At 73.0% G+C, this 22,655-nt stretch carries 23 protein-coding genes and 1 pseudogene; 14 read left to right on the plus strand and 10 right to left on the minus strand.

Going from position 1 to position 22,655, the window contains the following annotated elements; all coding sequences use genetic code 11:
• Positions 1-166: 166 nt before the first annotated feature.
• From ACN20G_RS08640 to ACN20G_RS08650, 3 genes are all read right to left on the minus strand, one after another.
• The gene (locus ACN20G_RS08640; RefSeq protein ID WP_424212154.1) at positions 167-2,086 is read right to left on the minus strand and encodes a hypothetical protein; all 1,920 of its coding nucleotides are present in this window, start codon (positions 2,084-2,086) and stop codon (positions 167-169) included.
• Complete coding sequence (locus ACN20G_RS08645) at positions 2,083-2,229, minus strand: hypothetical protein (protein WP_424212155.1); 147 nt, start codon at positions 2,227-2,229, stop codon at positions 2,083-2,085. Before ACN20G_RS08645 ends, ACN20G_RS08640 begins: the two co-directional genes overlap by 4 nt.
• A 344-nt stretch (positions 2,230-2,573) precedes the next feature.
• Entirely contained in the window at positions 2,574-3,389 is an 816-nt protein-coding gene (locus ACN20G_RS08650) for an RNA polymerase sigma factor (RefSeq protein ID WP_424215431.1), read from the minus strand.
• An 805-nt stretch (positions 3,390-4,194) separates the two neighbouring features.
• Here ACN20G_RS08650 and sdhC point away from each other — a divergent pair.
• The 8 genes and pseudogenes from sdhC to ACN20G_RS08690 all read left to right on the plus strand — a co-directional run.
• A complete protein-coding gene (gene sdhC, locus ACN20G_RS08655) occupies positions 4,195-4,575 on the plus strand; it encodes a succinate dehydrogenase, cytochrome b556 subunit (protein WP_424212156.1) in 381 nt (126 codons plus the stop codon).
• A 6-nt stretch (positions 4,576-4,581) separates the two neighbouring features.
• Positions 4,582-5,058, plus strand: a complete 477-nt coding sequence (locus ACN20G_RS08660; protein ID WP_424212157.1) for a succinate dehydrogenase hydrophobic membrane anchor subunit — start codon at positions 4,582-4,584, stop codon at positions 5,056-5,058.
• Positions 5,059-5,082: 24 nt separating this feature from the next.
• Positions 5,083-6,837 carry a succinate dehydrogenase flavoprotein subunit gene (gene sdhA, locus ACN20G_RS08665; protein ID WP_424212159.1) on the plus strand — a complete coding sequence of 585 codons (1,755 nt, stop codon included), beginning with the start codon at positions 5,083-5,085 and terminating at the stop codon, positions 6,835-6,837.
• Positions 6,837-7,595, plus strand: a complete 759-nt coding sequence (locus tag ACN20G_RS08670) for a succinate dehydrogenase iron-sulfur subunit (RefSeq protein WP_424212160.1) — start codon at positions 6,837-6,839, stop codon at positions 7,593-7,595. The genes sdhA and ACN20G_RS08670 overlap by 1 nt, the downstream gene beginning before the upstream one ends.
• Positions 7,596-7,854: 259 nt before the next feature.
• Positions 7,855-8,334 (plus strand): hypothetical protein, encoded by a 480-nt coding sequence (locus tag ACN20G_RS08675; RefSeq protein ID WP_424212161.1) that lies wholly within the window; start codon positions 7,855-7,857, stop codon positions 8,332-8,334.
• 139 nt (positions 8,335-8,473) lie between these two features.
• On the plus strand, positions 8,474-8,878 hold the full coding sequence (locus ACN20G_RS08680) for a hypothetical protein (RefSeq protein ID WP_424212162.1): 405 nt from the start codon (positions 8,474-8,476) through the stop codon (positions 8,876-8,878).
• A gap of 3 nt (positions 8,879-8,881) precedes the next feature.
• Positions 8,882-9,448: a thiol-disulfide oxidoreductase DCC family protein gene (locus ACN20G_RS08685; RefSeq protein ID WP_424212163.1), complete on the plus strand. Its 567-nt coding sequence runs from the start codon at positions 8,882-8,884 to the stop codon at positions 9,446-9,448.
• Positions 9,449-9,459: 11 nt separating this feature from the next.
• Positions 9,460-10,161, plus strand: a pseudogene (locus ACN20G_RS08690) (TetR family transcriptional regulator); the annotation flags it as partial.
• Positions 10,162-10,384: 223 nt separating this feature from the next.
• Here ACN20G_RS08690 and ACN20G_RS08695 read toward each other — a convergent pair.
• Positions 10,385-10,561 carry a hypothetical protein gene (locus tag ACN20G_RS08695; protein WP_424212164.1) on the minus strand — a complete coding sequence of 59 codons (177 nt, stop codon included), beginning with the start codon at positions 10,559-10,561 and terminating at the stop codon, positions 10,385-10,387.
• Between the two features lie 226 nt (positions 10,562-10,787).
• Between ACN20G_RS08695 and ACN20G_RS08700 the strand changes: the two genes are divergently transcribed.
• Both ACN20G_RS08700 and ACN20G_RS08705 read left to right on the plus strand, forming a co-directional pair.
• The gene (locus tag ACN20G_RS08700) at positions 10,788-11,609 is read left to right on the plus strand and encodes a helix-turn-helix domain-containing protein (protein WP_424212165.1); all 822 of its coding nucleotides are present in this window, start codon (positions 10,788-10,790) and stop codon (positions 11,607-11,609) included.
• Positions 11,606-11,806 carry a DUF397 domain-containing protein gene (locus ACN20G_RS08705; protein WP_424212166.1) on the plus strand — a complete coding sequence of 67 codons (201 nt, stop codon included), beginning with the start codon at positions 11,606-11,608 and terminating at the stop codon, positions 11,804-11,806. Before ACN20G_RS08700 ends, ACN20G_RS08705 begins: the two co-directional genes overlap by 4 nt.
• 42 nt (positions 11,807-11,848) lie before the next feature.
• Here ACN20G_RS08705 and ACN20G_RS08710 read toward each other — a convergent pair whose 3' ends face one another.
• Positions 11,849-12,655, minus strand: a complete 807-nt coding sequence (locus ACN20G_RS08710; protein ID WP_424212167.1) for a helix-turn-helix domain-containing protein — start codon at positions 12,653-12,655, stop codon at positions 11,849-11,851.
• A gap of 298 nt (positions 12,656-12,953) precedes the next feature.
• Here ACN20G_RS08710 and ACN20G_RS08715 point away from each other — a divergent pair, with 298 nt between their 5' ends.
• The 3 genes from ACN20G_RS08715 (at position 12,954) to ACN20G_RS08725 (ending at position 15,617) form a co-directional block, all read left to right on the plus strand.
• On the plus strand, positions 12,954-13,091 hold the full coding sequence (locus ACN20G_RS08715) for a hypothetical protein (RefSeq protein WP_424212168.1): 138 nt from the start codon (positions 12,954-12,956) through the stop codon (positions 13,089-13,091).
• A gap of 116 nt (positions 13,092-13,207) precedes the next feature.
• Positions 13,208-14,425, plus strand: coding sequence for a methyltransferase domain-containing protein (locus tag ACN20G_RS08720; RefSeq protein ID WP_424212169.1), 1,218 nt, complete (start codon positions 13,208-13,210; stop codon positions 14,423-14,425).
• 163 nt (positions 14,426-14,588) lie between these two features.
• Positions 14,589-15,617 (plus strand): hypothetical protein, encoded by a 1,029-nt coding sequence (locus tag ACN20G_RS08725; protein ID WP_424212170.1) that lies wholly within the window; start codon positions 14,589-14,591, stop codon positions 15,615-15,617.
• Between the two features lie 124 nt (positions 15,618-15,741).
• Here the strand turns inward: ACN20G_RS08725 and ACN20G_RS08730 are convergent, their stop codons facing one another.
• The 3 genes from ACN20G_RS08730 to ACN20G_RS08740 all read right to left on the minus strand — a co-directional run bounded on the left by ACN20G_RS08730 (position 15,742) and on the right by ACN20G_RS08740 (position 19,186).
• Positions 15,742-17,316: an ABC transporter substrate-binding protein gene (locus ACN20G_RS08730; RefSeq protein ID WP_424212171.1), complete on the minus strand. Its 1,575-nt coding sequence runs from the start codon at positions 17,314-17,316 to the stop codon at positions 15,742-15,744.
• Between the two features lie 224 nt (positions 17,317-17,540).
• Positions 17,541-18,878 (minus strand): metallophosphoesterase, encoded by a 1,338-nt coding sequence (locus tag ACN20G_RS08735; protein ID WP_424215432.1) that lies wholly within the window; start codon positions 18,876-18,878, stop codon positions 17,541-17,543.
• Positions 18,879-18,883: 5 nt separating this feature from the next.
• Positions 18,884-19,186 carry an SCO4848 family membrane protein gene (locus tag ACN20G_RS08740; RefSeq protein ID WP_424212172.1) on the minus strand — a complete coding sequence of 101 codons (303 nt, stop codon included), beginning with the start codon at positions 19,184-19,186 and terminating at the stop codon, positions 18,884-18,886.
• Between the two features lie 121 nt (positions 19,187-19,307).
• On the opposite strand from ACN20G_RS08740, the gene ACN20G_RS08745 reads away from it, so the two are divergent.
• A complete protein-coding gene (locus ACN20G_RS08745; protein WP_424212173.1) occupies positions 19,308-20,624 on the plus strand; it encodes a D-alanyl-D-alanine carboxypeptidase family protein in 1,317 nt (438 codons plus the stop codon).
• An 86-nt stretch (positions 20,625-20,710) separates the two neighbouring features.
• Here the strand turns inward: ACN20G_RS08745 and ACN20G_RS08750 are convergent, their stop codons facing one another.
• Both ACN20G_RS08750 and ACN20G_RS08755 read right to left on the minus strand, forming a co-directional pair.
• On the minus strand, positions 20,711-21,688 hold the full coding sequence (locus ACN20G_RS08750) for a YihY/virulence factor BrkB family protein (protein WP_424212174.1): 978 nt from the start codon (positions 21,686-21,688) through the stop codon (positions 20,711-20,713).
• A gap of 244 nt (positions 21,689-21,932) precedes the next feature.
• A complete protein-coding gene (locus ACN20G_RS08755) occupies positions 21,933-22,544 on the minus strand; it encodes a 2'-5' RNA ligase family protein (protein ID WP_424212175.1) in 612 nt (203 codons plus the stop codon).
• Positions 22,545-22,655 lie beyond the last annotated feature (111 nt).

Genomic DNA, 22,655 nt, shown 5'->3' on the forward strand with positions numbered 1-22,655 from the left:
GGCGGGTGGGGGGATGGGGCGTGGGTGGGGCCGGGGGAACGTGCCCCACCCACGCCGGGTGCGCAGAGCCCAGAGGTACGGGGGGAACCCCGGCTCGTGCGCGGCCGATGACCAGTCGGCTCGTTCTGTACTGCGTCGGGCGTGCGAAAAGTGTTACCGCCGAGTGTCAGTGACGTGTCCCGGCGGGGCTTTCGCCGTGCGCGGGGCGGGGGCGGGAACGTGGGGCGGCGGGGACGAGGGTCGCGGGGGCGGGGCCAGTGGTGACGGGTCCGACGGTGACGGGGCCGGTGGTGACGGGGCCCGGTCCGCCCGGACCGCCCGGACCGGGGGCGCCGCCGGGGCCGGACGGCCACTCGGGCGAGGACCCGGACGGGGGCTGGTCGAGGAGGCGTTCGCAGTAGAGGGCGATGCGGTGCGCGCCCCGGGCGAGCCGGACCAGGCGCTCGCGGCGCGTGTCGTCGAGGTGCCCGGCCCGGTAGTCGGAGCACAGGGCCACGGCGTGCGCGGGCCCGGGGGCGGGCTCCTCCGCCTGCGGGTCCACGCCCGGGAGGGGGCGGCCGGTGGGGTCGAGGCCGAGGTCGGCGATGGAGGGGTGGGTGCCGGCGTCCGTGCCGGTGCCGGTCCCGGTACCCGTGCCGCCGGTGTTCGTGCCGGTGCCGCTGCCGCTGCCGGTGGGGTTCGTGCCGCCGCCCGTGGGCCTGCCCGCGCCGCCGGCGGGGCCGGCGCCGGGGCGCAGCGGGCCGGTGCCGGGCCCGGCGGTGGGGGCGTACGGGACGGGGGCACCGGACGGGCCCGCGTCGGTGCCGCCGGCGGCGACGGGTCCGCCGGACCGGCCACTGCCGGTGTCGGGCAGCGGGGCGGGCGGGCGCGGCCCGCCGTCGGGGATGCCGCCGGCCGCGTCCACGGTGGTGTCCTCGCCGCTGTCGGCGCCGTCCGCGTTCTCGGTGTCCACGGTGACGGCGGGACCGCGCCCGGCCTGCGGGCCGCGCTCGCTCCACAGGCCGGCGCCGCCGGCGGCGAGGAGCCCGCCGAGGGTGACGCCGGCGAGGGCGGCCACGAGCCCGAACCGCACGGGCCTCGCCCGCCGAGCCCCCCGAACCCGCCGAAGAACCACGCCCGGACGCCCGTCACGAGGCCGATCGAAACCGGCAAGCAAACCAAGGTCGAGACCGGGACCCACGACGGGGTCGGGGGCGGGGGCGACGCCGAGGCCGAGGGCAACTCCGGGGCCGAGGTCGGGGGCGGGGGCGGGGTCGACACCCGGGACCGAGGGCATCGGGACCGCGTTCGGGGTGATCGGGTCCGGGTTCGGGGTGGCGGAGGCCGGGCCCCGGGTGGTGGAGGCCGAGTCCTGGGTGCCGGCGTCCCGCGTCGGGGTGGTCGGGGCGGGACGTCGGGTGGCTCGGAAGGCGGCGAGGGCCGCTTCCTCGCCGGGTGACGGGCCGTCGACTGGGCGGGGACGGAGGTCGTCGAGGGCAGCGCGCAGCCGTTCGGCGACGGCGCGGTCGCGGACGGGGTCCTCGATCGGCGCGCTGTTCACGCCGAAGCCGAGCCCGAAGCCGGAGTCGAAGCGGAACACGACTTCGGGAGCGGGGCCCGTGACGGGCCCGAACCCGGCCCCGGGTGCCGGTCGCACGGTCCCGGAGCCGAGCGGGTGCTCCGGGGCGCGCGCGGGGCGACGGGGGTGGTGGGTCGGCGGGGACGGGGCGGGGTCGTGGCCGCGCGGTGCCCCGGGGGTGCCGGGTGGTGGGGTGACGTCGGCGCGGGCCCCGTCGTGGCCCCGGGCCGGTGCGGCCCGGCCCGGCCCGTGGTCGCGGCCCGGACCGTGGTCGTAGGCCACGTCGTGGTGATGGGGGGTGTCGGGGGCGTGGATGTGGCCGAGCGCCCGACCGCCGTGCGGGTCGTGCGCAGGGCGCCCGCCGGGTCCGCCGGACCCACCGTGCTGGTCGTGCACGCCGTACGGGTCGTGGGGTTCGGGGGCGTCGGGATCGTGGGGGCCGGGGCCGGTGCCGCGCAGGAGGCGTTCGGCGGCGGACTCGGTGAGCCAGCCGTCGTGGGCGCGCCCGGGTTCGTGGCGGAAGGTCATCGGACGGCGACCTCCGGATTCACGTCCGCGCCCGTGCCGGCGCTCGAACGCACGCCCGTGCCCGTGCCCGCGTTCGCGCCCGTGCCCGTGCCCGTGCTCGGGCCCGCGCTCACGCCGACGCTCGGGCCCACGTTCACGCTCACGCCAACGCTCGGGCTCGCGTTCGCGCTCGGGCCCTCGTTCGTGCTCACGCCGACGCTCAGGTTCGCGTTCGCGCTCGGGGCCGGGCTCGGGTTCGCGTTCGGGCTCATGACCGGGCTCGGGTGTCGGGGGGTTCGGTGGGTGGGTGGGAGGGGTGTGGTGGGGTGGGGGTGGGGGGCGGCGCGGGTCGGTGCGGGACGGCTGTGGCGCACGCGCGCTCTCCCCTTGTCTGTGCCGGCCTCCGGGTCGGCCCCGACCCGGGGGTGTTGGATCGCGCGCGTGCCGACCGGGCGGGAACGGTCGGGCGACGTGCGCCGGGTCTCCCCCGGCCGCCGCCGCGGGAGGTTCACAGGTCTTCGGGTGCCCGCCGGAGCGTGTGGGTCGCGCCGGGGCGGTGGGTCCGTGGCCTGCCGGGGCCGCGTTGTGCGGGGACGGCGTCGAGGTCGCGTCCGGTGCCGGTCGCGCTCCGGCCGACCGCCGTGCGGCCCGTGGCATTATCGCCGACCTTGCCCGCGATTCCGGTACCGATTCCGTTTGCGCGGGGGCCGGGGACCGCGCCGCCCGCGGCCGTCGCGGCGGTGACAGTGGCGGGGCCGGTGGTGACGGGGTCGAGTTCGGCGCCGATGAGTTCGGCGAGTTTCTTCAGGCCGCGGTGGGCGGCGGTGCGGACGGCTCCGGGGCGTTTGCCGAGGGTCTCGGCGGCGCTCTTGGCGTCGAGTCCGACGACCACGCGCAGGACGACGGCCTCGGCCTGGTCCCGGGGCAGTCGGGCTATGAGGGCCATGGTGCGGCCGGTGGCGAGGGCCTCGATGGCCTCGCCGGCGGTGTCGGACTCGGCGGGCCGCGCCGTCAGTTCGGTCTCGTCGCCGCCGACGGCCGGGCGCCGGCCGCGCATGCGGATGTGGTCGAGGGCCCGGTTGCGGGCGATGCGGGCGGTCCAGCCGCGGAAGCGGTCGGCGTCGCCCTCGAAGCCGGCGAGGTCCCGGGCTATCTGGAGCCATGCCTCGGAGGTGACGTCCTCGGCGTCCCCGTCGCCCACGAGGGTGCGGGTGTATCCGAGCAGGCGTGGGTGCACGGCGCGGTACACAGTACGGAACGCGTTCTCGTCGCCGCCCTGTGCCGCGAGCACCGCGGCGGTCAGCTCCGCGTCGTCCCCCAGCAAAGTCCCCAACCCGTTCACTGTCCTGTACGTGTGGCGCAAATCAGCACGTTACGGCCTCTCCTCCGGTCTCGTCCACGAGTTGTACAGCCGGCAACCATCCCTGCGCGGAGCGGGGTGTGACACAAAACGCATCGCCGGCGCTGAAGGGGATACGGGCTTGTCGCACGAGCCCGTACGGACGGCGACCGGGGCCTCTCCTGTGGGGGGTGGCGGCCTCGGTCGCCTTCCTCGTCTCCGCCCTCCCCTGCGCTCCCCTTCGTTTCCCTCCGGTTCCCGTTCCGTGTGGCCCCGACGCCCGCCGTCGACGCGTGCCCCGATCCGACCGGTCCGATCTCCCCCGCCCCGTTCCGTCCCGTGCCGTCCCGGCCCGGCCCGCCTCGCCCCGCCCATCCCGTGCCCGGTCGTGCGCGGCCGGCGGGCGCGTTCGTCCTCGTCTCGTGGCCCGTTCGAACGCCCGGACGTGTCAGGCTCGCGGAAGGTTCCCGTCCGGGCGAACCCGCGCCCCTCCGGGACCCCCGGAGGGTGGTCCGGGTCCCCTCCGGCCGGCCCGCGCCGCGCGTGCGACATGCAGGCGGATCGGTCATTTCGCCCGGACGGCCCGCCGACGGACGCAAAATACGCCCGGGTTGGGCGGATTCACCCCTGTGGGATAGTCCGTCCGTGCCTGTTTGATCACACCGATGGCCCCGGCGAGAAGGAACCGACAACTCGTCGCTACGATGGCCGGGGCCGGTGGACCGTACCCGGCCGGGCCCGACCGACAACGAAGCCGGCTGGCCCCCGCCCCGCTTCCGGAGGGTTTTCCGTGCCGGCTGGAACGTTGTACCGCGGCCGGGAAGGAATGTGGTCCTGGGTGGCTCATCGAGTCACCGGCGTCCTCATCTTCTTCTTCCTGTTCGTACACGTCCTCGACACCGCTCTCGTCCGCGTCTCTCCCGAGGCGTACGACGATGTCGTGGCCACCTACAAGACTCCGATCGTCGCGCTGCTGGAGTACGGCCTCGTGGCCGCCATCCTCTTCCACGCGCTCAACGGTCTCCGTGTCATCGCCGTGGACTTCTGGTCCAAGGGCCCGCGCTACCAGAAGCAGATGCTCTGGACCGTCGTGGGCATCTGGGTCGTGCTGATGGCCGGGGCCCTGTACCCCGTGCTCGGGCACGCGGCCGCCGAGCTGTTGGGGAAGTGATCGTGAATGTCCGCTGAGACCTCCCCCGCAATCGGCGACGTCGAGGGCGTGACCCTCTACGACGTCGACAACCCGGCGCCGTACATCGAGGCGCCGCGCAAGCGCACGAGCAAGACCCCGCGTTCCACGCGCGGCAATTTCGAGATGTTCGCCTGGCTGTTCATGCGCCTGTCGGGCATCGTCCTCGTCGTGCTCGTGATCGGCCACCTGCTGATCCAGCTCGTCCTCGACGGCGGCGTCTCGAAGATCGGCTTCGCCTTCGTGGCGGGCCGCTGGGCCTCGCCGTTCTGGCAGGTCTGGGACCTGTTGATGCTGTGGCTGGCCATGCTGCACGGCGCCAACGGCCTGCGCACCGTCATCAACGACTACGCCGAGCGCCCCGGCACCCGGCTGTGGCTCAAGGGCCTGCTCTACACCGCCACGGTGTTCACCATCCTCCTGGGCACGCTGGTGATCTTCACCTTCGACCCGAACATCCGCTAGGCACGGGCTGAGGCGACTTACCTGATGAAGATCCACAAGTACGACACCGTCATCGTCGGCGCGGGTGGCGCCGGCATGCGCGCGGCCATCGAGTCGACCAAGCGCAGCCGCACCGCCGTGCTGACCAAGCTGTACCCGACCCGCTCCCACACGGGCGCCGCGCAGGGCGGCATGGCCGCCGCGCTCGCCAACGTGGAGGACGACAACTGGGAGTGGCACACCTTCGACACGGTCAAGGGCGGTGACTACCTGGTCGACCAGGACGCCGCCGAGATCCTGGCGAAGGAGGCCATCGACGCCGTCCTCGACCTGGAGAAGATGGGCCTGCCGTTCAACCGCACCCCGGACGGCACCATCGACCAGCGCCGCTTCGGCGGCCACAGCCGCGCCCACGGCGAGGCCCCGGTCCGCCGCTCCTGCTACGCGGCCGACCGCACCGGTCACATGATCCTCCAGACGCTGTACCAGAACTGCGTCAAGGAGGGCGTGGAGTTCTTCAACGAGTTCTACGTCCTCGACCAGCTCCTCGTGGAGGTCGACGGGGTCAAGCACTCCGCCGGCGTCGTCGCCTACGAGCTGGCCACCGGCGAGATCCACGTCTTCCAGGCGAAGGCCGTGATCTACGCGTCCGGCGGCACCGGCAAGTTCTTCAAGGTGACCTCCAACGCGCACACCCTCACCGGTGACGGCCAGGCGGCCTGCTACCGGCGCGGCCTGCCGCTGGAGGACATGGAGTTCTTCCAGTTCCACCCGACGGGCATCTGGCGCATGGGCATCCTGCTCACGGAGGGCGCCCGCGGCGAGGGCGGCATCCTGCGCAACAAGGACGGCGAGCGCTTCATGGAGAAGTACGCGCCCGTCATGAAGGACCTCGCCTCGCGCGACGTGGTCTCGCGTTCGATCTACACCGAGATCCGCGAGGGTCGCGGCTGCGGCCCGGCCGGGGACCACGTGTACCTGGACCTGACCCACCTGCCGCCGGAGCAGCTCGACGCGAAGCTCCCGGACATCACCGAGTTCGCGCGCACCTACCTGGGCATCGAGCCGTACACCGACCCGATCCCGATCCAGCCCACCGCGCACTACGCGATGGGCGGCATCCCGACCAACGTCGAGGGTGAGGTCCTGTCGGACAACACCACCGTCGTGCCCGGCCTGTACGCGGCCGGCGAGGTCGCGTGCGTCTCCGTGCACGGCGCCAACCGTCTGGGCACCAACTCGCTCCTCGACATCAACGTCTTCGGCAAGCGCTCCGGCATCGCCGCCGCGAAGTACTCCGCCGAGCACGACTACGTCGAGCTGCCCGAGGACCCGGCCGCCCTCGTCGTCGAGCAGGTCGAGCGCCTGCGCGCCTCCACCGGCTCGGAGCGGGTCGCCGACCTGCGCCTGGAGCTCCAGGAGACGATGGACGCGAACGTCATGGTGTTCCGCACCGAGCAGACCATCAAGACGGCCGTCGAGAAGATCGCCGAGCTGCGCGAGCGCTACAAGAACGTCTCCGTGCAGGACAAGGGCAAGCGCTTCAACACGGACCTGCTGGAGGCCATCGAGCTGGGCAACCTGCTCGACCTGGCCGAGGTCATGGCCGTGTCCGCCCTGGCGCGCAAGGAGTCCCGCGGCGGTCACTACCGCGAGGACTACCCGACCCGCGACGACGTCAACTTCATGCGCCACACCATGGCGTACCGCGAGGTCGGCGCCGACGGCTCGGACTCCGTCCGGCTCGACTACAAGCCCGTCGTCGTCACCCGCTACCAGCCGATGGAGCGTAAGTACTGATGGCCACTCCGACCCTGGACAAGGTGGAAGCGGCCTCCGCCGCCTCGCACACCATCACGGTCACCTTCCGGATCCGCCGCTTCAACCCCGAGGTCTCCGACGAGGCGACCTGGGAGGACTTCCCGATCGAGATCGATCCGAAGGAGCGCGTCCTCGACGGTCTCCACAAGATCAAGTGGGACCTCGACGGGACGCTGACCTTCCGCCGCTCGTGCGCGCACGGCATCTGCGGCTCGGACGCGATGCGGATCAACGGCAAGAACAGGCTCGCCTGCAAGACGCTGATCAAGGACATCAACCCGGAGAAGCCCATCACGGTCGAGGCCATCAAGGGCCTGACCGTGCTGAAGGACCTCGTGGTCGACATGGAGCCCTTCTTCCAGGCGTACCGGGACGTCATGCCGTTCCTGGTCACCAAGGGCAACGAGCCGACGCGCGAGCGCCTGCAGTCCGCCGAGGACCGCGAGCGCTTCGACGACACCACCAAGTGCATCCTGTGCGCCGCGTGCACGTCCTCGTGCCCGGTGTTCTGGAACGACGGCCAGTACTTCGGCCCGGCGGCCATCGTCAACGCGCACCGCTTCATCTTCGACTCGCGCGACGAGGCCGGCGAGCAGCGGCTGGAGATCCTCAACGACAAGGACGGCGTGTGGCGCTGCCGCACGACGTTCAACTGCACGGACGCCTGCCCGCGCGGCATCGAGGTCACGAAGGCGATCCAGGAGGTCAAGCGCGCGCTGATCACGCGTCGCTTCTGATCCCGGGCGGCGCCTGATCGCGCGTCGCGGTCGCTCACCGACCGCGGCCGGTCACGGCGTCGCGGCCGATCACGTGTCGCGGCCGATCACGGCGTACCCGAAAGCCCCGTCCCCACCGGCCCCGGCCGGTCCGGGGGCGGGGCTTTCGGCACGCCCGGATCCCGGCGGGCGGCCGCAGAGCCCTCGGCCGGCGGTCGGACGGAGGTCGGCGGGCGGCCGGACGGCGGCCGAATCGGCCGGCTGTGCGACCATCCGGTCCATGACAGAGCATCAGCCGCCCCCGCACGAGGGCGCCCCGTACGACCCCGCGCCGCCGGGCGCCGCACCGCCGGGCCCGATACCCGGCCCGCCGGGGCCGACACCCGACCCCGGCGCCGTCCCCCACGACCCCGCGGGCCCGCTGCTGGCCCTGGGTGACATCCAGGTGGTGGGCGATCAGATCCTGACCCCGGCGGGCCCCATCCCGCTGCGCGGCTCCGTGTGGACGGCGGCCGACCTCTCGCACACGGAGGAGAAGATCCCGCAGCACGCGATCGTGCTGGCGGTGGTCTTCGGGCTCCTGTGCCTGGTGGGCGTGCTGTTCCTGCTGATGCGCGAGAAGCGGACCACCGGCTACATCCAGGTGTCCGTGTTCGGCGGCGGGCGCCAGTACACCACGATGATCCCGGCGTTCGACGACTACAGCTTCCCGTGGGTGATGGCCCGCGTGGAGTACGGGCGGGCGCTGAGCGCCGCCTGACACGCCGTGAACGGCCCCCGACCCCCAGGTGGTCGGGGGCCTTCGTCGTTCCCGGGCCAGAATGCTTGAACATGTTCAAAAACAGGTCTACAGTCAGGACCACCGCAGTTATTGAACACGTTCAAGGGGGCTGAGGGCAATGGACCTCACCGTGCTCGCGTACATCGTCTACCTCACCATCGGCATCGGCCTGACCGTCTGGGTCGCCCGCACGCTCAGCCGCACCGGCCGCGTCTTCATCGCCGACGCCCTCCAGGGCCGCGAGGAGCTCGCCGACGCGGTCAACCACCTGCTGGTGGTCGGCTTCTACCTCGTCAACATCGGCTTCGTGGCCCTGTGGCTGCGCATGGGCGGCAGCGTCGGCAGCGCCCGCGAGCTGTTCGAGCAGATCTCGGTCAAGCTCGGCGTGGTCCTGCTCGTGCTCGGCGTCATGCACCTGGGCAACGTGTGGGTGCTCAGCCGGATCCGTCGGCGCAGCAGCGTCCGGGGCCTGACCACCCCGCCCGTGCCGCCCACCGGCTGGACCCTCCCGGCCGGAGCCTGAGCCGTGACCTCCCGCCCCGCGCCCACGCCGCCCCCGGCCCCCGCCCCGGGGGCCCCGGCCCACCGGCCCGCGCCCGAGACCGGCCCCGGCGCCACCACCGCCGGCCCCGGGCCGGGGCCCGCGCCGCACGTCGACCGGCCCGTGCAGGGCCTGACCGTCCTCTACGACGCGAACTGCCCGCTCTGCGCGCACATCCACGACTGGCTGATCGGGCAGCGCCGGCTCGTCCGCCTCACCCTGATCCCGGCCGGCTCCGCACGCGCCCGCGCCGCCTTCCCCACCCTCGACCACGCGGCCACCCGCCGCGAGATCACCGTCATCGGGGACTCCGGCCAGGTCTGGACCGACACCGACGCCATGATCATGTGCCTGTGGGCCCTGGTCGAGCACCGCGCCACCGCCCTCCGGCTGGCCGGTCCCGCCGGCCGTCCCTTCGCCAAGGCCGCCCTCGCCGCGGCCTCCGCGTGGCGCGGGATCACCGGCGTCACCGCCGCCGCCGAGGCCGCCGCGCGACGGGACGCCGACACCGAACCGGACTGCGTCGACGGCGCGTGCGGCGTCGCCCGATAGGGTGCTTCACCGTGACAGATCAGAAGGCGTCCAAAAGCGAGCAGACCCGCACGCTCATCCTGGAGACCGCGCTCCGCCTGTTCCAGGAGCGCGGGTACGACAAGACCACGATGCGGGCCATCGCCAAGGAGGCCGGGGTCTCGGTCGGCAACGCGTACTACTACTTCGGGTCGAAGGAACACCTGGTCCAGGGGTTCTACGACCGGATCGGCGCGGCCCACGTCGAGGCGTGCCGGCCGCTGCTGGACACCGAGACCGACCTGGAGAAGCGGCTGGTCGGCGTGCTCACCTCGTGGGTGGACATCGCGTCCCCTTACAAGGAGTTCGGCGCCCAGTTCTTCAAGAACGCGGCCGACCCGGAGAGCCCGCTCAGCCCGTTCTCCCCGGAATCGGAACCGGCCCGCGAACAGGCCATCTCCGTCCACCGCGAGACCCTCGCCGGTGCGAAGACGAAGATCCCGCCGGAACTGGCCGACCTGCTGCCGGAGTTGGTGTGGCTGGCCCAGATGGGGCTGGTGCTGTACTGGGTGTTCGACCGCTCGGAGAACAGCGAACGCACCCGCCTCATGGCCGAACGCGGCGCCCGGATCACCACCCGGGGCATCATGCTGGCCCGCTTCCGGGTGCTGCGGCCGATCGTGCGGGAGGTCCACGAACTGTTCGCGGACTTCCTGCCGGGCATGGCCCAGACGGCCGCCGCCCGCGCCGGCGCCACCCCCGGCGCCCCCGACGACACCCGCCCGATCCGCGAGGTCGACCCCGAGGACCCGGACTGGCAGGCCGAGTTCGAGGCGGAACTGGAAGAGGCCGCGAAGGCCATTCGTGCCCGTCGCCTGGCGGAGGCGAAGGCGAAGAAGGCGGAATCCGCCACGGATTGACGCACGAGGGGCGACGAGAGACCGAACCGTCGCCCCTCACACCCGTCCCCGCCCTCCGCTACACGCACCGAGGGCAACGACAGGGCGGGAACTCCATGGAGCCGGGCGGCAGATCGACCCCGGGCTCCCCGTCCTCCCCCGGATCGGGGTCGGGATCGACGGGCACGAGCAGCGAGCCGTCCCGCCCCCGCTCGGCGATCAACCGCGCCAGTTCGGCCCGCGCCTCACTCCCCACGGCGGGCCTCCGGACGGACGACGGGAACCGGAACGCGCCGGTCACGGTACGGGTGGGACGGCTGGGACGAGAGCATCGTCGGACGTTCTCCCTTCGGGGGGTTTGACTGCGCTTCCACCCTCAGATCACCACGCCCGCGCCTAGCCTGGACAGCCTTGACCGGCACTGCTCAAGGCCCTCAAGGCGGCGTGTACGCGCGGCCGGGGCGTAGCGCGAGGTGAGCCCGATGACCGAGGTCCGACAACAGCCGACCTTGAACCCCCTCTCCGACTTCGGCCTGGACGTACGCCAGATGCGCGAGACGCGCGGCATGTCGCTGCGCGCCCTCGGACACGCCACGGGGTACTCGGAGAGCTACGTCTGCAAGGTGGAGAAGGGGGTGCTGGCGGCGAGCGAACAATTCGTCCAAGGCTGCGACGTGGCCTTCACCACCGGCACCCTCTTCCACCGCAAATGGCTCCGAAGCCGAGAAGGCGACCACCCCAGCTGGTTCGCGCCGTACCTCACGCTGGAACGGCAGGCGTCCGAGATCTGGGACTTCAGCACGATGTTCGTGATGGGCCTCCTCCAGACCGAGGAATACGCCCACGCAACCCTCAAGGCGGCGAACCCCCGGGACAACCAGTCCGCCTTGGACGGTCGGGTCCAGAGTCGTCTGTCACGTCACGTCGTGCTCCAACGGCAAGACCCGCCGGAACTGTGGGTGATCCTGCACGAGGCATGCCTGAGGACGGCCGTCGGCGGAGCGGAGGTGATGCGGCAACAGATCGACCATCTGATCTCAGCAGCCGGAGACCCGAACATCACACTCCAGTTACTGCCGTTCGCGGCAGGAGCACCGACCAACGGTGCGCCCTACACGATGCTGTTCTTCTCCGAGTCCGGCACCGTCGTCTACTCCGAGGGGCCGCAAGGCGGCCGACCCTATGATGACCCCAAGGTCGTGAAGCACAGCACGCAGATGTACCAACGACTGCGCATGCTGGCCCTGCCGCACGACGACAGCGTTGCCCGCATGAAGGACATTCACAAGGAGTTCCGCGCATGAGCGAGAAGCACCCGCGTGACGGCTGGGTCTCCTCCAGCCACAGCGACCCCAACGGCGGCCAATGCGTGCAGTGGCACCCCGCGCAGGCCCTCGCCACCGGCACCGTCCCCATCCGCGACAGCAAGCGCCCCACCGGCGAGGTCATCGCCTTCGGCGCGGCCGCCTGGACCGCGTTCGTCGAGCACGCTGGGCGCTGAGGTTCGGCCCCGGCAGCACCCGTGCCGCCGGGGTCTTCCCGTTCAGCTCACGGACCGGAGCGCCTCGACGATCAGGGCTCTCGCCCGCGCTCCGTACACCGCCATCCGCCCGAATTGGGCGAACGCCTTCTCGTACAGGGCGATCTCCTGGGGCTGAGTGACCCGCACCCGGGCCGAGACCAGTTCGACGGAGACGAGCCCGTCGTCGTACATGTGGAAGGTCTCGGTGGGGGTCTTGATCCGCTGCGGCAGATCGGCCGGGATGATCCCCAACGAGACCGAGGGCAGCGCCGCGGCCGCCATCAGGTGCCCGAGCTGCGCCGCCGTGGCCTCCGGTCCGGCGACCCGGCAGTGCAGCGCGGCCTCCTCGATCACCATGGCGAAGGTACGCCCGGGCGCGTGGAGGACACGGTTGAGTTTCACCCGGGCCGCGACCGCGTCCTCCACCTCGTCGGGAAGCTCACGGAACCTGGTGACCGATTCCAGGAGGGCCCGGATGTACCCCTCCGTTTGCAGGGGGCTCGGGATCAACAGGGCGGAGTAGGCCCGGAAGCGTCGCGTGTCCCGAAACAGGGGCACGGCCGCGTACTGGGCCTGGCGGAGCCCCATCCGCATCCTGCGCCGCCACTCGATGTACTGGGTCTCGACGGTTCGCGATCGTGCGATCAGCGCGCTCGCGCTGTCCGTCGCCCCGCAGGCGGCGCACCAGCGGCGGATGTCCTCCGGGCTCGGCGGTGTCCGGCCGTTCTCGATGCGGGAGGTCTTCGAATGCGTCCACCCGCAGAGGCGGCCCAACGCGGTTCCGCTGAGCCCAGCCTCGACGCGGAGTTCGGCGAGCTGTGAAGCCACGGCCTCACGACCGGTCTGCGCGGTCACGGATGGGGATGGGGGCATGGGGAAAGTGGGCCTCGTGTCGGTCGATCTCGTACGCCTGGTCCGGTAGCGCCCGCTTTCGCACCGCCCCGAACGCCTCGGTGGTGCACGGACGCGGATCACGATCGTGGGCGCACGTCGCCTCGTCAAGCACGCGTCCAGGTGTGGCCCTGCGGCCTCGTACCGGCATGAACATCGGTGCACATGAGTGGTGTTGGACACCTGTCGATTCCTAGCGTCGTGCCATCAGCGGCCCGATCGATTGGGGATTGTCATGGCATGGGGAACCGGCAAGGGCGGGTCCGGGGGGAACGGGCAGCACTCCGGGGGCAAGGACCCCGGCACCCAGAAGCCGTCTTCGGACACCGCCAAGCCGAAACCGGAGCCGAAGCACAAGAAGGACGAGAAGTAGGGGGCCGGGCTGTGGTTGGGGGCGGGGAGGGCGTGGACGGGTTGATGGCCGGGTTGCTCGGGCGGGTGGGGGTGGGGGGTGCTGCGGCGGGGGTGTGGGAGGACGTGTTTCGGGGGGTGCCTCGGCATTTGTTCCTGCCCGATCGGGTGTGGGTCGGGGACGGGTTGCGGGAGGTGCGTCGTGCGGAGGACCCCGAGGGGTGGTTGCGCGCGGCGTACGCGGACGAGCCCGTGGTCACGCAGGTCAACGACGGGCGGGCGGTCGAGGCGGACGAGGAGTTGTGGCCCTCGTCCTCGGCGTCCGCCCCGTCCGTCGTGTTCCTGATGCTCGACCTGCTCCGGGTGGAGCCCGGCCACGCCGTGCTGGAGATCGGCACCGGGACCGGGTGGAACTCCGCCCTGTTGGCGCGGCGGCTCGGTTCGGGGCGGGTGACGACAGTGGAGGTGGACCCGGCGCTGTCGGCCGCGGCGGCCGTGCGGCACCGACGGCTGGGGGTCTCGCCCCGGGTGGCGTGCGGGGACGGGGCGGAGGGCTTCGCGGCCGGCGCCCCGTACGACCGGATCGTGGCCACGTGTTCGGTCCGGTCGGTCCCGCCCGCGTGGCCGGCGCAGACGCGCCCCGGCGGGGTGATCCTCACGCCGTGGGACTCGGCCTGGTGCACGTACGGCCTGCTGCGGCTCACGGTGGACGCGCACGGGACGGCGTCGGGGATGTTCGCGCCGTACTCGGCGTTCATGAGCCTGCGCGCGCACCGCACGGACCTGCGGATCTTCCGTGACGTGGTGCGCGAGGAGCACGTGCCCGTCGAGTCGACCGCGCGGGTCGATCCCGAGGCGGTGGCCGGGGAGGACCTGGCGGCGAGGTTCGCCGTCGGGCTGTTGCTGCCGTCGGTGTGGCACGCCCGGCACGAGGACCCGGACGTGGACGGGGTGGTCTCCCGCCTGTGGGTCTCCGACACCGACGCCACCTCCTGGGCCGCCGTCGACCGCCACGAGGACGACCGGCCTTGCACGGTCTGGCAGTACGGGCCCCGGCGGTTGTGGGACGAGGTGGAGGCCGTCCACGCGTGGTGGGCGGAACGGGGGCGGCCGGGGCCGGAGCGCTTCGGCCTGACCGTCCACGCGACCGGCGACACCCACACCTGGCTCGACACCCCGACCCACCCCACCCCGCCCCTGACCCGACGCCCCGGCCTCGCGCTGACCCCCTTCCGCGTCTGCGGGAGGGGGTTTTGGGGGGTTGGCCAGGGGTTTTACGGAGAGTGGTGGGGTTGTCGCCGTGTGTCGCGTTTGCGGTACGGTGCGCGCACTGGCTTCGCGCCACGCCCCCAATGAGGCGGCCCCCGCCCGGTGTTAGCAGCACCGAGACGAGGGCCTTCATCAACCGATCCACATCACCTGGATGGTCAAGATGCTCCGTCATGCTAGCTCTCCCATGCGCTCCTTCACCCGTGTCCCGCACGAGATTTCGCGACACCGTGACCTTTCGGGCGATGCCGTGCGGCTGCTGATCTGGCAGTTGTCGTTGCCGGAGGGGGACCCGGAACCCCTGTACCGGACCGCCCGAAAGGCGGGGATCAGCAGGGGCCGGCTGACGCGCTGCAAGCGGGAGTTGACCCGCGCCGGGTATCTGCACGAGTGGCCCGACCAGGGTGCGCGGGGTCGGTGGCGGACCGTGCAGCTCGTGTCCGACGTGCCGATCAGCGAGGCCGAGGCGCGGGCGTTGGGGGAGGCGAGGGGCGGGGCCCTGACGTGCGGGGCGGGCGCGTCCTCGCAGGTCGCTCCGAGTGCCGTGGCACCGACCGTCGGTTCGCCGGGCGGTCGGGCGGTCGGCCGTCAACCCCTGAAGAACGGGGAGAAGAACACCCACCCGCCCACCCCGCGCCGTTGGTCCCGGCCCGGACGGGCCGCCGGTGCGGCGACCGGCGCGGTGGCCGGCGCGGCGATCACCCCCACGAGTGAACGCTCGCCCGAGCCCTCGTCCGAACCCTCGTCCCCGCCGTGGTGCCTGGAGCAGGCCACTGTGGTGCTGACCGCGCTGTCGACGCGCGAGCGGCGGTTGCGGTTGAGCGCGTCGGAGGTGCGGGAGCTGGCGCCGCTCGCGGCGCGCTGGTTCGAGCGCGGGGCCGGGGCGCAGGAGTTGTACGGGGAGCTGACGGCCGGGCTGCCGCCGTTGATCCATCGGGCCGCCGGGCTGGTCCGGGACCGGCTCGTGCGCAAGGCCCCCGAGCCGGGCACGCGCGGCCCGGCACGGCCCTGGCACGACCGCCCCCTGGTCGTCGCCGGCACGCCGACCTGCGGTGACGTCGGCGTTGGCCCTGTTGCGGGGGCGGGGGCGACGGGAGCCACGGGGGCGGGGCGGGCCCGGGTGGCCGGGATGGTGGAGTGCGCAGACCCTGCCGGGCGGCACACCCACCCGATGCTGTTCCGCCCGCCGCACCCGGAGGAGACCCGCTGCCCCGGCTGCCGGGCCAACGTGCCGGCAGGGGCGTCGGCGGCCTCGGCGGGGGCGCAGGCGACCCGGTGAGCCCCGACCCCCGTCACGGCGCAGGCCGCCCGGGGGCCTGCCCGGCCACGGACACGCGCCGCGCGCCGTGCGGGCCGGTGTCCCCCGTGCGGGGTGTCGGGCCGTGCGCGGGGGGTGGGTGGGGTCAGGTGCGGGAGAGTTCCCACAGGCGCCAGACGCCCGAGCCGTCGGAGAGGTACTGGATGCCGGAGATGTTCTCCCGCGAGACCACGTAGTCCTTCTTCTGCCAGATCGGCAGCACCGGCACCTCGACGGCCGCGGTGCGCTGGAGGGCCTTGAAGTCGTTGACGGCCTCGCCCCGGTCCGCGTGGGACTGGGTGCGGGCCACGAGGGCGTCGACGGTCTTGTCGGACCAGCCGGTGTTCATGGAGGAGCCGGAGCCGATCAGCGGGTCGACGAAGTTGTCGGCGTCGGGGAAGTCGGGGATCCAGCCGACGGTGTACGCGTCGTACTCGCCGCGCGCGTAGCCCTGCTGGAAGGCGGTCCAGTCGCCGACGGCCCGGATGGTGACGGAGAAGAGCCCGCCGGCCTCCAGCTGCTTCTTGATGTTCTGGGCCTCGGGCACGTTGGTGCTGCGGTCGTAGACGCCGAGGGTGAACTTGACCGGGCCGGCCGCCGTCCCGGCGCCCGGGGTGCCCTCGCGGAGCAGGGCGCGGGCCGCGTCGAGGCTGGGCTGGGCGTAGGTGTCGGAGAAGGGGGTGGAGTGGCCGGGGACGCCGGCGGGGATCAGGGAGTACAGGGGGGTGACGGTGCCCTTGTACACCTCCTGCGCGATCTTGGGCCGGTCCAGGAGCGCGGCGACGGCCTGGCGGGTCTGCTTCTTGCCGAAGGCGGAGCCGGACCGGGTGTTGAAGAGCATGTTGCGGATCTCGGTGCCGCCGGACTCCTGGTAGCGGGTGTCCTTGAGGGTGGGGCCGAGGCCGGCGAGGGTGGCGGGCGGCAGGTCGCGGTGGGCGACGTCGACCGTGCGGTCCTTCCACGCCTTCTGGAGGGCCTCGCCGTCCTTGAAGTAGCGGACCTCGATGTTCTGACGGGCGGCCTTGCCCTCGCCCTGCCAGTTCTCGTTCGGCTTGAGTTCGGCCTTCTGGCCGGCGGTGTACGAGGTGAGGGCGAACTGGCCGCTGCCGTCGACCTCGTCGCCCTCGCGCAGGGAGCCGGCCGGGTAGCGGTCCTTGTCCACGATCGAGGCCGCGCCCGTGGCGATCTTGAACGGGAAGGTGGCGTCGGGCCGGGAGAGGGTGAAGACGACCTTGGCGCCGTCGGCGGCGACGGAGGCGATGTTGGCGAAGAGGGGGGCCGGGCCCTGGTCGGCCTTGATCTTGCGGATCCGGTCGATGGAGTACTTGACGTCCTCGCCGGTGACGGTGCGCCCGTTGGTGAACTTCAGGCCCGTGCGCAGTTCGCAGCTGTAGACGGTCAGCTTCGCGGGGTCGTCGAACCCGCAGCGGGAGGCCGCGTCGGGGACGGGGGTGTCGGAGCCGGGGCGCAGGGTCAGCAGGGACTGGAAGACGTTGCCGTACAGGGCCCAGGAGCCGGCGTCGTAGGAGCCGGCCGGGTCGAGGGAGCCGACGGCGTCGGTGGTGCCGACGGTGATGGGGGTGGAGTCCCCGGCCAGCGCGGGCCAGAACTGCCACGTGGCCACTCCGGCCACCGCGGCCAACGCGACCCCGCCGGCCACCCACTTCGCACCGGACCCCATGCGGACACACCTCTTCCACCCCGCCGCCCCACGGGCAGCGTGTTCGCATGGCGCCGAGCGGTATCCGAAAATCGGACACATCTCATCACGGAACCCCGGCGAGCGGAAGGGCCGTTCCACGTTTCGGATGGCGGAATCACGACGGCGGCCGGACGCGATGTGCGCCCGACCGCCGAGGTCGTGGAAGTGCGACCCGCGCGCGGCGGGTCGATTTCAGGCCATCCTCAGGCCATCTTGGAGGCCAGCTCCACCACCGTGATGTCGGAGGGCGCGCCCACCCGCACCGGAGGCCCCCAGGCGCCCGCGCCGCGCGAGACGTACAGCTGGGTGTCGCCGTAGCGCTCCAGCCCGGCGACGGTGGGGTTGGCGAGTTCGGCGAGGTAGGGGCCGGGCCAGAGCTGCCCGCCGTGGGTGTGGCCGGAGAGCTGGAGGTCCACGCCGTGCTCGACGGCGTCGTGGATGACGATCGGCTGGTGCGCCAGCAGCACGGCGGCCCGGGACCGGTCGCGGTCGCCGAGGGCGGCGCCGAAGTCGGGGCCCTGGTCGAAGTCCTCGCCGGCCACGTCGTTGACGCCGGCCAGGTCGAAGTGGGGCAGCTCGCGGCGGGCGTTCTCCAACGGCAGCAGCCCCAGCTCGCGCACGTGGTCCACCCACTGCTCGGCGCCCGAGTAGTACTCGTGGTTGCCGGTCACGAAGAACGCGCCGTGCCGGGCGCGCAGCTCGGCCAGGGGCTCGGCGGCGTGCGCGAGGTCGGTGACGGAGCCGTCCACGAGGTCGCCGACGATCGCGATCACGTCGGGCTGGGTGGCGTTGACGGTGTCGACGATGCGGCGGGTGTGGGCGCGGCCGAGGATCGGGCCGAGGTGCACGTCGCTGACGACGGCGATCCGGAAGCCGTGCGCGGCGCGCGGCAGCTTGGCGAGGGGGACGGTGACGCGCTTGACGCGGGGGCCGCGCAGCACGCCGTGCGTACCGACCCCGACCGTGGCCAGGGCGCCGGCGGCGGCGGCCCCGCCGAGGGCGCGGGCGACGAAAAGACGACGGCTGGGCTCCACCGGGGATCCGACCGGGGGTCCGACCGGGGATCCGACCGGGGATCCGACCACGCGTGCGTCCCGTCCTTCCCCGCCGACGCCGACGCCGGCCTCGGCCTCCTGTACGACCGTGCGCCGCTCGGCCGGCTCGCCGTCCGCGCGGTCCTCGCCGACGCGGACCTCGCCCGCGTCGGCCGGGCCGACCGGGGTCGGCCGGTGGGCGGCGCGGAGCAGCCAGAGGGCGCGGACCACCTCGGCGACGAGCATGCCCAGGCACAGGTAGAGGAGCACGGGCAGCCACAGGAACCCCGGCCAGGCCACGATCCGCTGGAGGGTGAAGGGCACGCCGGCGCGGCCGGAGACGAGGGCGGCCAGGGAGAGCAGGGGGAGGGCGAACGCGACGACGGTGCCGACGCGCCGGACGGGGCTCCCGGGGCGGGTGGTGTCGCGGACCAGCCGCACCCAGAGCCACCGGTGCACGAGCACGAGCACCGTCAACACGCCGAGGGCGGCGAGGCCGCCGAGCAGCACCTTCACCGGGCGCCGCCCGTTGTACCGGTCGCCTCCGGGGTGGTGTCACGGGCGGCGTCGGCACGTGATGCTCGCCGCAAGGCGCGCACCCCGCGCAACCCGATGGCCCCCACGACCGTCCCCAAGACAAAGGAGGTCACGGCCAAGGCCAGGTGCACCCAGAAATAGGCCGTCGGGTCCCCGGCGTCGTCGAACGCGAGGCCGCTGCCGTCCTTCCACAGATTGCGGACGAAAGACACCCAGATGAACCAGCTCCACGCTCCGAAAGCGAGCAGGAACCAGGAGACGCCGCGACTGAGTTTCATGGCTCAAGTATCGGTATCGTCCTCGGAGCGGGAGCCCGCGGGTGGGCCGTCCCGGCGGTGGTTCCGGCGGGTTGATCGAACTAACCCGATAAACACACAAACTCCCTGTACGTTCACCTGCGTGTCTGCCAAAAAGACCGCGCTGACGGTCATCTCCGCCGCGCTGCTGATCCCGGCGTTGTGCGCGGCCCCCGCCCACGCGGATCCGACGAAGTCGCCGACCCCGTCCCCCGGGACCGGGACGAGCGGCTCGCCGTCCGCCCCCGCCGACAACAAGCCGCCCGCCAAGCCGCTCATGCCGGTGGAGAAGATGTCCTCCGTCGGCGGCGTCCGGCTCGGCACCCCCGGCACCCAGGTGGACCTGCTGCCCGGCGCCCCGGCCCTGCCCACCAACCTCACCGGCCGGTCCTGGATCGTGGCCGACGTGGAGTCCGGCGAGGTCTTCGCCGCCCACAACGCCCACTGGCGCCTGCCCCCGGCCTCCACCCTCAAGATGCTCTTCGCCGACACGGTCCTGCCGGGACTGCCCAAGGACCAGGTGCACAAGGTCACCCCGGCCGAGCTGGCCGACCTCGGCGCCGGCAGCAGCCTCGTCGGGATCAAGGAGAACCACGAGTACACCGTCCACGACCTGTGGCTCGGCGTGTTCCTGCGCTCCGGCAACGACGCCGTGCACGTGCTGTCCGCGATGAACGGCGGCGTCGACAAGACCGTCAAGGACATGCAGGCGCACGCCGAGGAGCTCCAGGCCCTCGACACGCACGTGGTCTCCCCCGACGGCTACGACTCCCCCGGGCAGGTCTCCTCGGCCTACGACCTGTCCCTGTTCGCGCGCTCCGGGATGCAGAAGAAGGACTTCCGCGAGTACTGCGGCACCGCCATCGCGAAGTTCCCGGGCGAACAGAAGGACGGGCAGACCCGCTCCACCTTCGACATCCAGAACACCAACCGGCTCATGACCGGCGCCGACGGGGTCACCCCCTACAAGGGCATCGCCGGCGTGAAGAACGGCAGCACCACGATGGCCGGCAACACCTTCACCGGCATCGCGCAGCGCGGCGACCGCAAGCTCGTCGTCACCGTCATGAACCCGAACGACGGCGGCGCCAACGCCGTGTACGAACAGACCGCGGCCCTGCTGGACTGGGGCTTCGCGGCGGCCGGCAAGGTCAAGCCGGTCGGCACCCTCGTGCCGCCCAAGAGCGCCGACACCACCGGCCTCGGCTCCCCCTCCGGCAGCCACCCCGGCAAGGCCGGCCAGGGCGCGGCGAGCGGGCAGCCCGCGGCCTCGCAGAACACCGGCGGGGGCGGCGGCCTGGGCACCGCCCTCGGGTTCGCCGGCGGGGCGCTGGCCGTGGTCGCGGGCGGCGCGTGGGTCGTCAACCGGCGCTGGCCGCGCGGCGAACGCGGCAAGCGGGAGACCACGTCGTCGAGCTGACCGACGCCCCGTCCACCGCCCGCCCCCGGGGATCCGGGGGCGGGCGGAGCCGTGTCCGGGCCTCGCGACGGCCGTTCAGGGGCCCGTCACGGGGTCCGCGGGGGCCGTGCGGTGTCCGGGGCGGTCCCGCCGTCCTCGGCGCCGTCGGCGCCCTCGGGGCCGGCAGTGTCCGCCGCCGCCGCTTCCTCCGCCGTTTTCTTCGCCGGGCCGTCCAAGGGGTCCGTCGTCGCGCTCCACGAGGCGCAGAACAGCAGCAGCCGGGCCGTGAAGTTGATCCACAACAGCAGCGCGATCGGCACCCCGAACGCCCCGTACATGCTCTTCGCCGCCACCCCCTGGATGTAGCCGCTGAGCAGCAGTTTCAGCAGTTCGAACCCGGCCGCCCCGATCAGCGCCGCCTGCACCAGCCGGCGCCTGGGCGGCTGCACGCCCGGCAGCAGCGTCAGCAGGTACAGCAGCAGCAGGAACGCCGCCAGCACCCCCACCCCGAACGCCGCCACCCGCAGCAGCACCCCGCCCGCGCCCGCGCGCGAGACCCCGAACCAGCCCGCGATCGCGCCGACCGCCCCCGAACCGCCGATCGAGGCCGCCGCCGAGGCCAGTACCGCGCCGCCCAGCCCGAGCAGCACCAGGCCGTCCTTGCCCTTGCGGACGAAGGGGTTGCCGTCGTCCTCGTCGTCCTTCTCCCACACCGCCCGCAGGCAGTCGCGCATCGAGCCCACCCAGCCGATGCCCGTGAACAGCAGCAACGCGCCCGCGACGAGCCCGACGGTGCCCGCGTTGGAGACCAGCGACTCCAGGTCGAGCTGGTCGGAGATGCCCGGCACCTGCTGGGCCAGGGTGTCCTGGAGCCGGTTCAGCTGCTCCTGGTCCAGGGTGGCCGCGCCGACCGCCGCCGCGACCGTGATCAACGGGAACAGGGCGAGGAAGCTGATGAACGTGACGGCCGCCGCCAAACGGGTCCACTTGGCCCGCTCCAAGCGCTCGTAGGAGCGCCACAGGTGAGTGCGCATCAGCCGGGCCACCAGGGGACCGATCACCGGAAGGTTCGTCAGCCAGTCCATGGCGTCACCGTAAGCCGGCCGCCGCAAATAGCGGGGATTGCGGGCCGGGGCCGCTACGGTCGCACATTGTGACTTTTCGCCCCCACGACCCCGTCGAGACGACCGCCCGCCGACCCCGACCCCGTCCCCGGCCGTTCCGGGAGCTGCTGCTGCGCGGACTCGCCTACCGGACCCGCCGCCTGCTCCGCACCCCGCCGCACCGGCCCGCGCCCGTGACCGTGTCCGCGCTCCCGGGCCCGCCGGTTCAGGACCGGGGGGTGACCGCCTCGTCCACCGGCGAGCCGGTCTGTTGCGCCGGCAGCACCCGCGCGCCCGCGCCCGACCCGATCGGGCCGGAGCCGAAGGGGTACTCGGTGAGCTTGCGCCACACCCCGTCCAGGCCCTGCTCGTAGAGGGACAGGCCCGTGCACAGCCACGCGGCCTCGAAACCGGACAGCTCCGCGTGCGCCCGGTCCATCGCCGCCTCGGAGATGCCGTGGGCGACGGTCACGTGCGGGTGGTACGGGAACGCCAGCTCGCGCACGAGCGGCCCGCGCGGGTCGCGGACCCGCTCCTGGAGCCGGCCGCAGGCGGGCGCGCCCTCGGCCAGGGTCACGAAGACCACCGGCGACAGCGGCCGGAAGGTGCCGGTGCCCGACAGGCGCAGCACGAAGGGCCGGAACGCGGAGGCGACGCCCTCCAGGTGGGTCCGGATCTCCGGCAGCCGGTCCGCGTCCACGGCGGTCGGCGGCAGGAGGGTGACGTGCGTGGGAATGTGGTGGGCCGCGTCGTCGCCGAAGTCGATCCGACACCGGCGCAGGGTGCTGCCGTGCGGCTCCGGGACCGGGAGGGCCACACCGAGCGTTACGGTCCCCACGTGCGTCTCCCTCGTTGCTCGTTCGTCGGTGGCGTGCGGCCGCCGGCCCGCCGACCGGGTCGTCACCGGACGGGCCGGGGGGCGCCGGCCACCAGTGTGGGGCCGGCACCC

The organism is Streptomyces dryopteridis, from assembly GCF_049606955.1.
GTDB lineage: Bacteria > Actinomycetota > Actinomycetes > Streptomycetales > Streptomycetaceae > Streptomyces.

Excerpts from the sequence above, each read along its gene's own strand:
- ACN20G_RS08640 (WP_424212154.1), bottom strand. The coding sequence starts at position 2,086 with ATGACCTTCCGCCACGAACCCGGGCGCGCCCACGACGGCTGGCTCACC.
- ACN20G_RS08660 (WP_424212157.1), top strand. The coding sequence starts at position 4,582 with ATGTCCGCTGAGACCTCCCCCGCAATCGGCGACGTCGAGGGCGTGACC.
- sdhA (WP_424212159.1), top strand. The coding sequence starts at position 5,083 with ATGAAGATCCACAAGTACGACACCGTCATCGTCGGCGCGGGTGGCGCC.
- ACN20G_RS08670 (WP_424212160.1), top strand. The coding sequence starts at position 6,837 with ATGGCCACTCCGACCCTGGACAAGGTGGAAGCGGCCTCCGCCGCCTCG.
- ACN20G_RS08675 (WP_424212161.1), top strand. The coding sequence starts at position 7,855 with ATGACAGAGCATCAGCCGCCCCCGCACGAGGGCGCCCCGTACGACCCC.
- ACN20G_RS08680 (WP_424212162.1), top strand. The coding sequence starts at position 8,474 with ATGGACCTCACCGTGCTCGCGTACATCGTCTACCTCACCATCGGCATC.
- ACN20G_RS08700 (WP_424212165.1), top strand. The coding sequence starts at position 10,788 with ATGACCGAGGTCCGACAACAGCCGACCTTGAACCCCCTCTCCGACTTC.
- ACN20G_RS08705 (WP_424212166.1), top strand. The coding sequence starts at position 11,606 with ATGAGCGAGAAGCACCCGCGTGACGGCTGGGTCTCCTCCAGCCACAGC.
- ACN20G_RS08715 (WP_424212168.1), top strand. The coding sequence starts at position 12,954 with ATGGCATGGGGAACCGGCAAGGGCGGGTCCGGGGGGAACGGGCAGCAC.
- ACN20G_RS08730 (WP_424212171.1), bottom strand. The coding sequence starts at position 17,316 with ATGGGGTCCGGTGCGAAGTGGGTGGCCGGCGGGGTCGCGTTGGCCGCG.
- ACN20G_RS08740 (WP_424212172.1), bottom strand. The coding sequence starts at position 19,186 with ATGAAACTCAGTCGCGGCGTCTCCTGGTTCCTGCTCGCTTTCGGAGCG.
- ACN20G_RS08750 (WP_424212174.1), bottom strand. The coding sequence starts at position 21,688 with ATGGACTGGCTGACGAACCTTCCGGTGATCGGTCCCCTGGTGGCCCGG.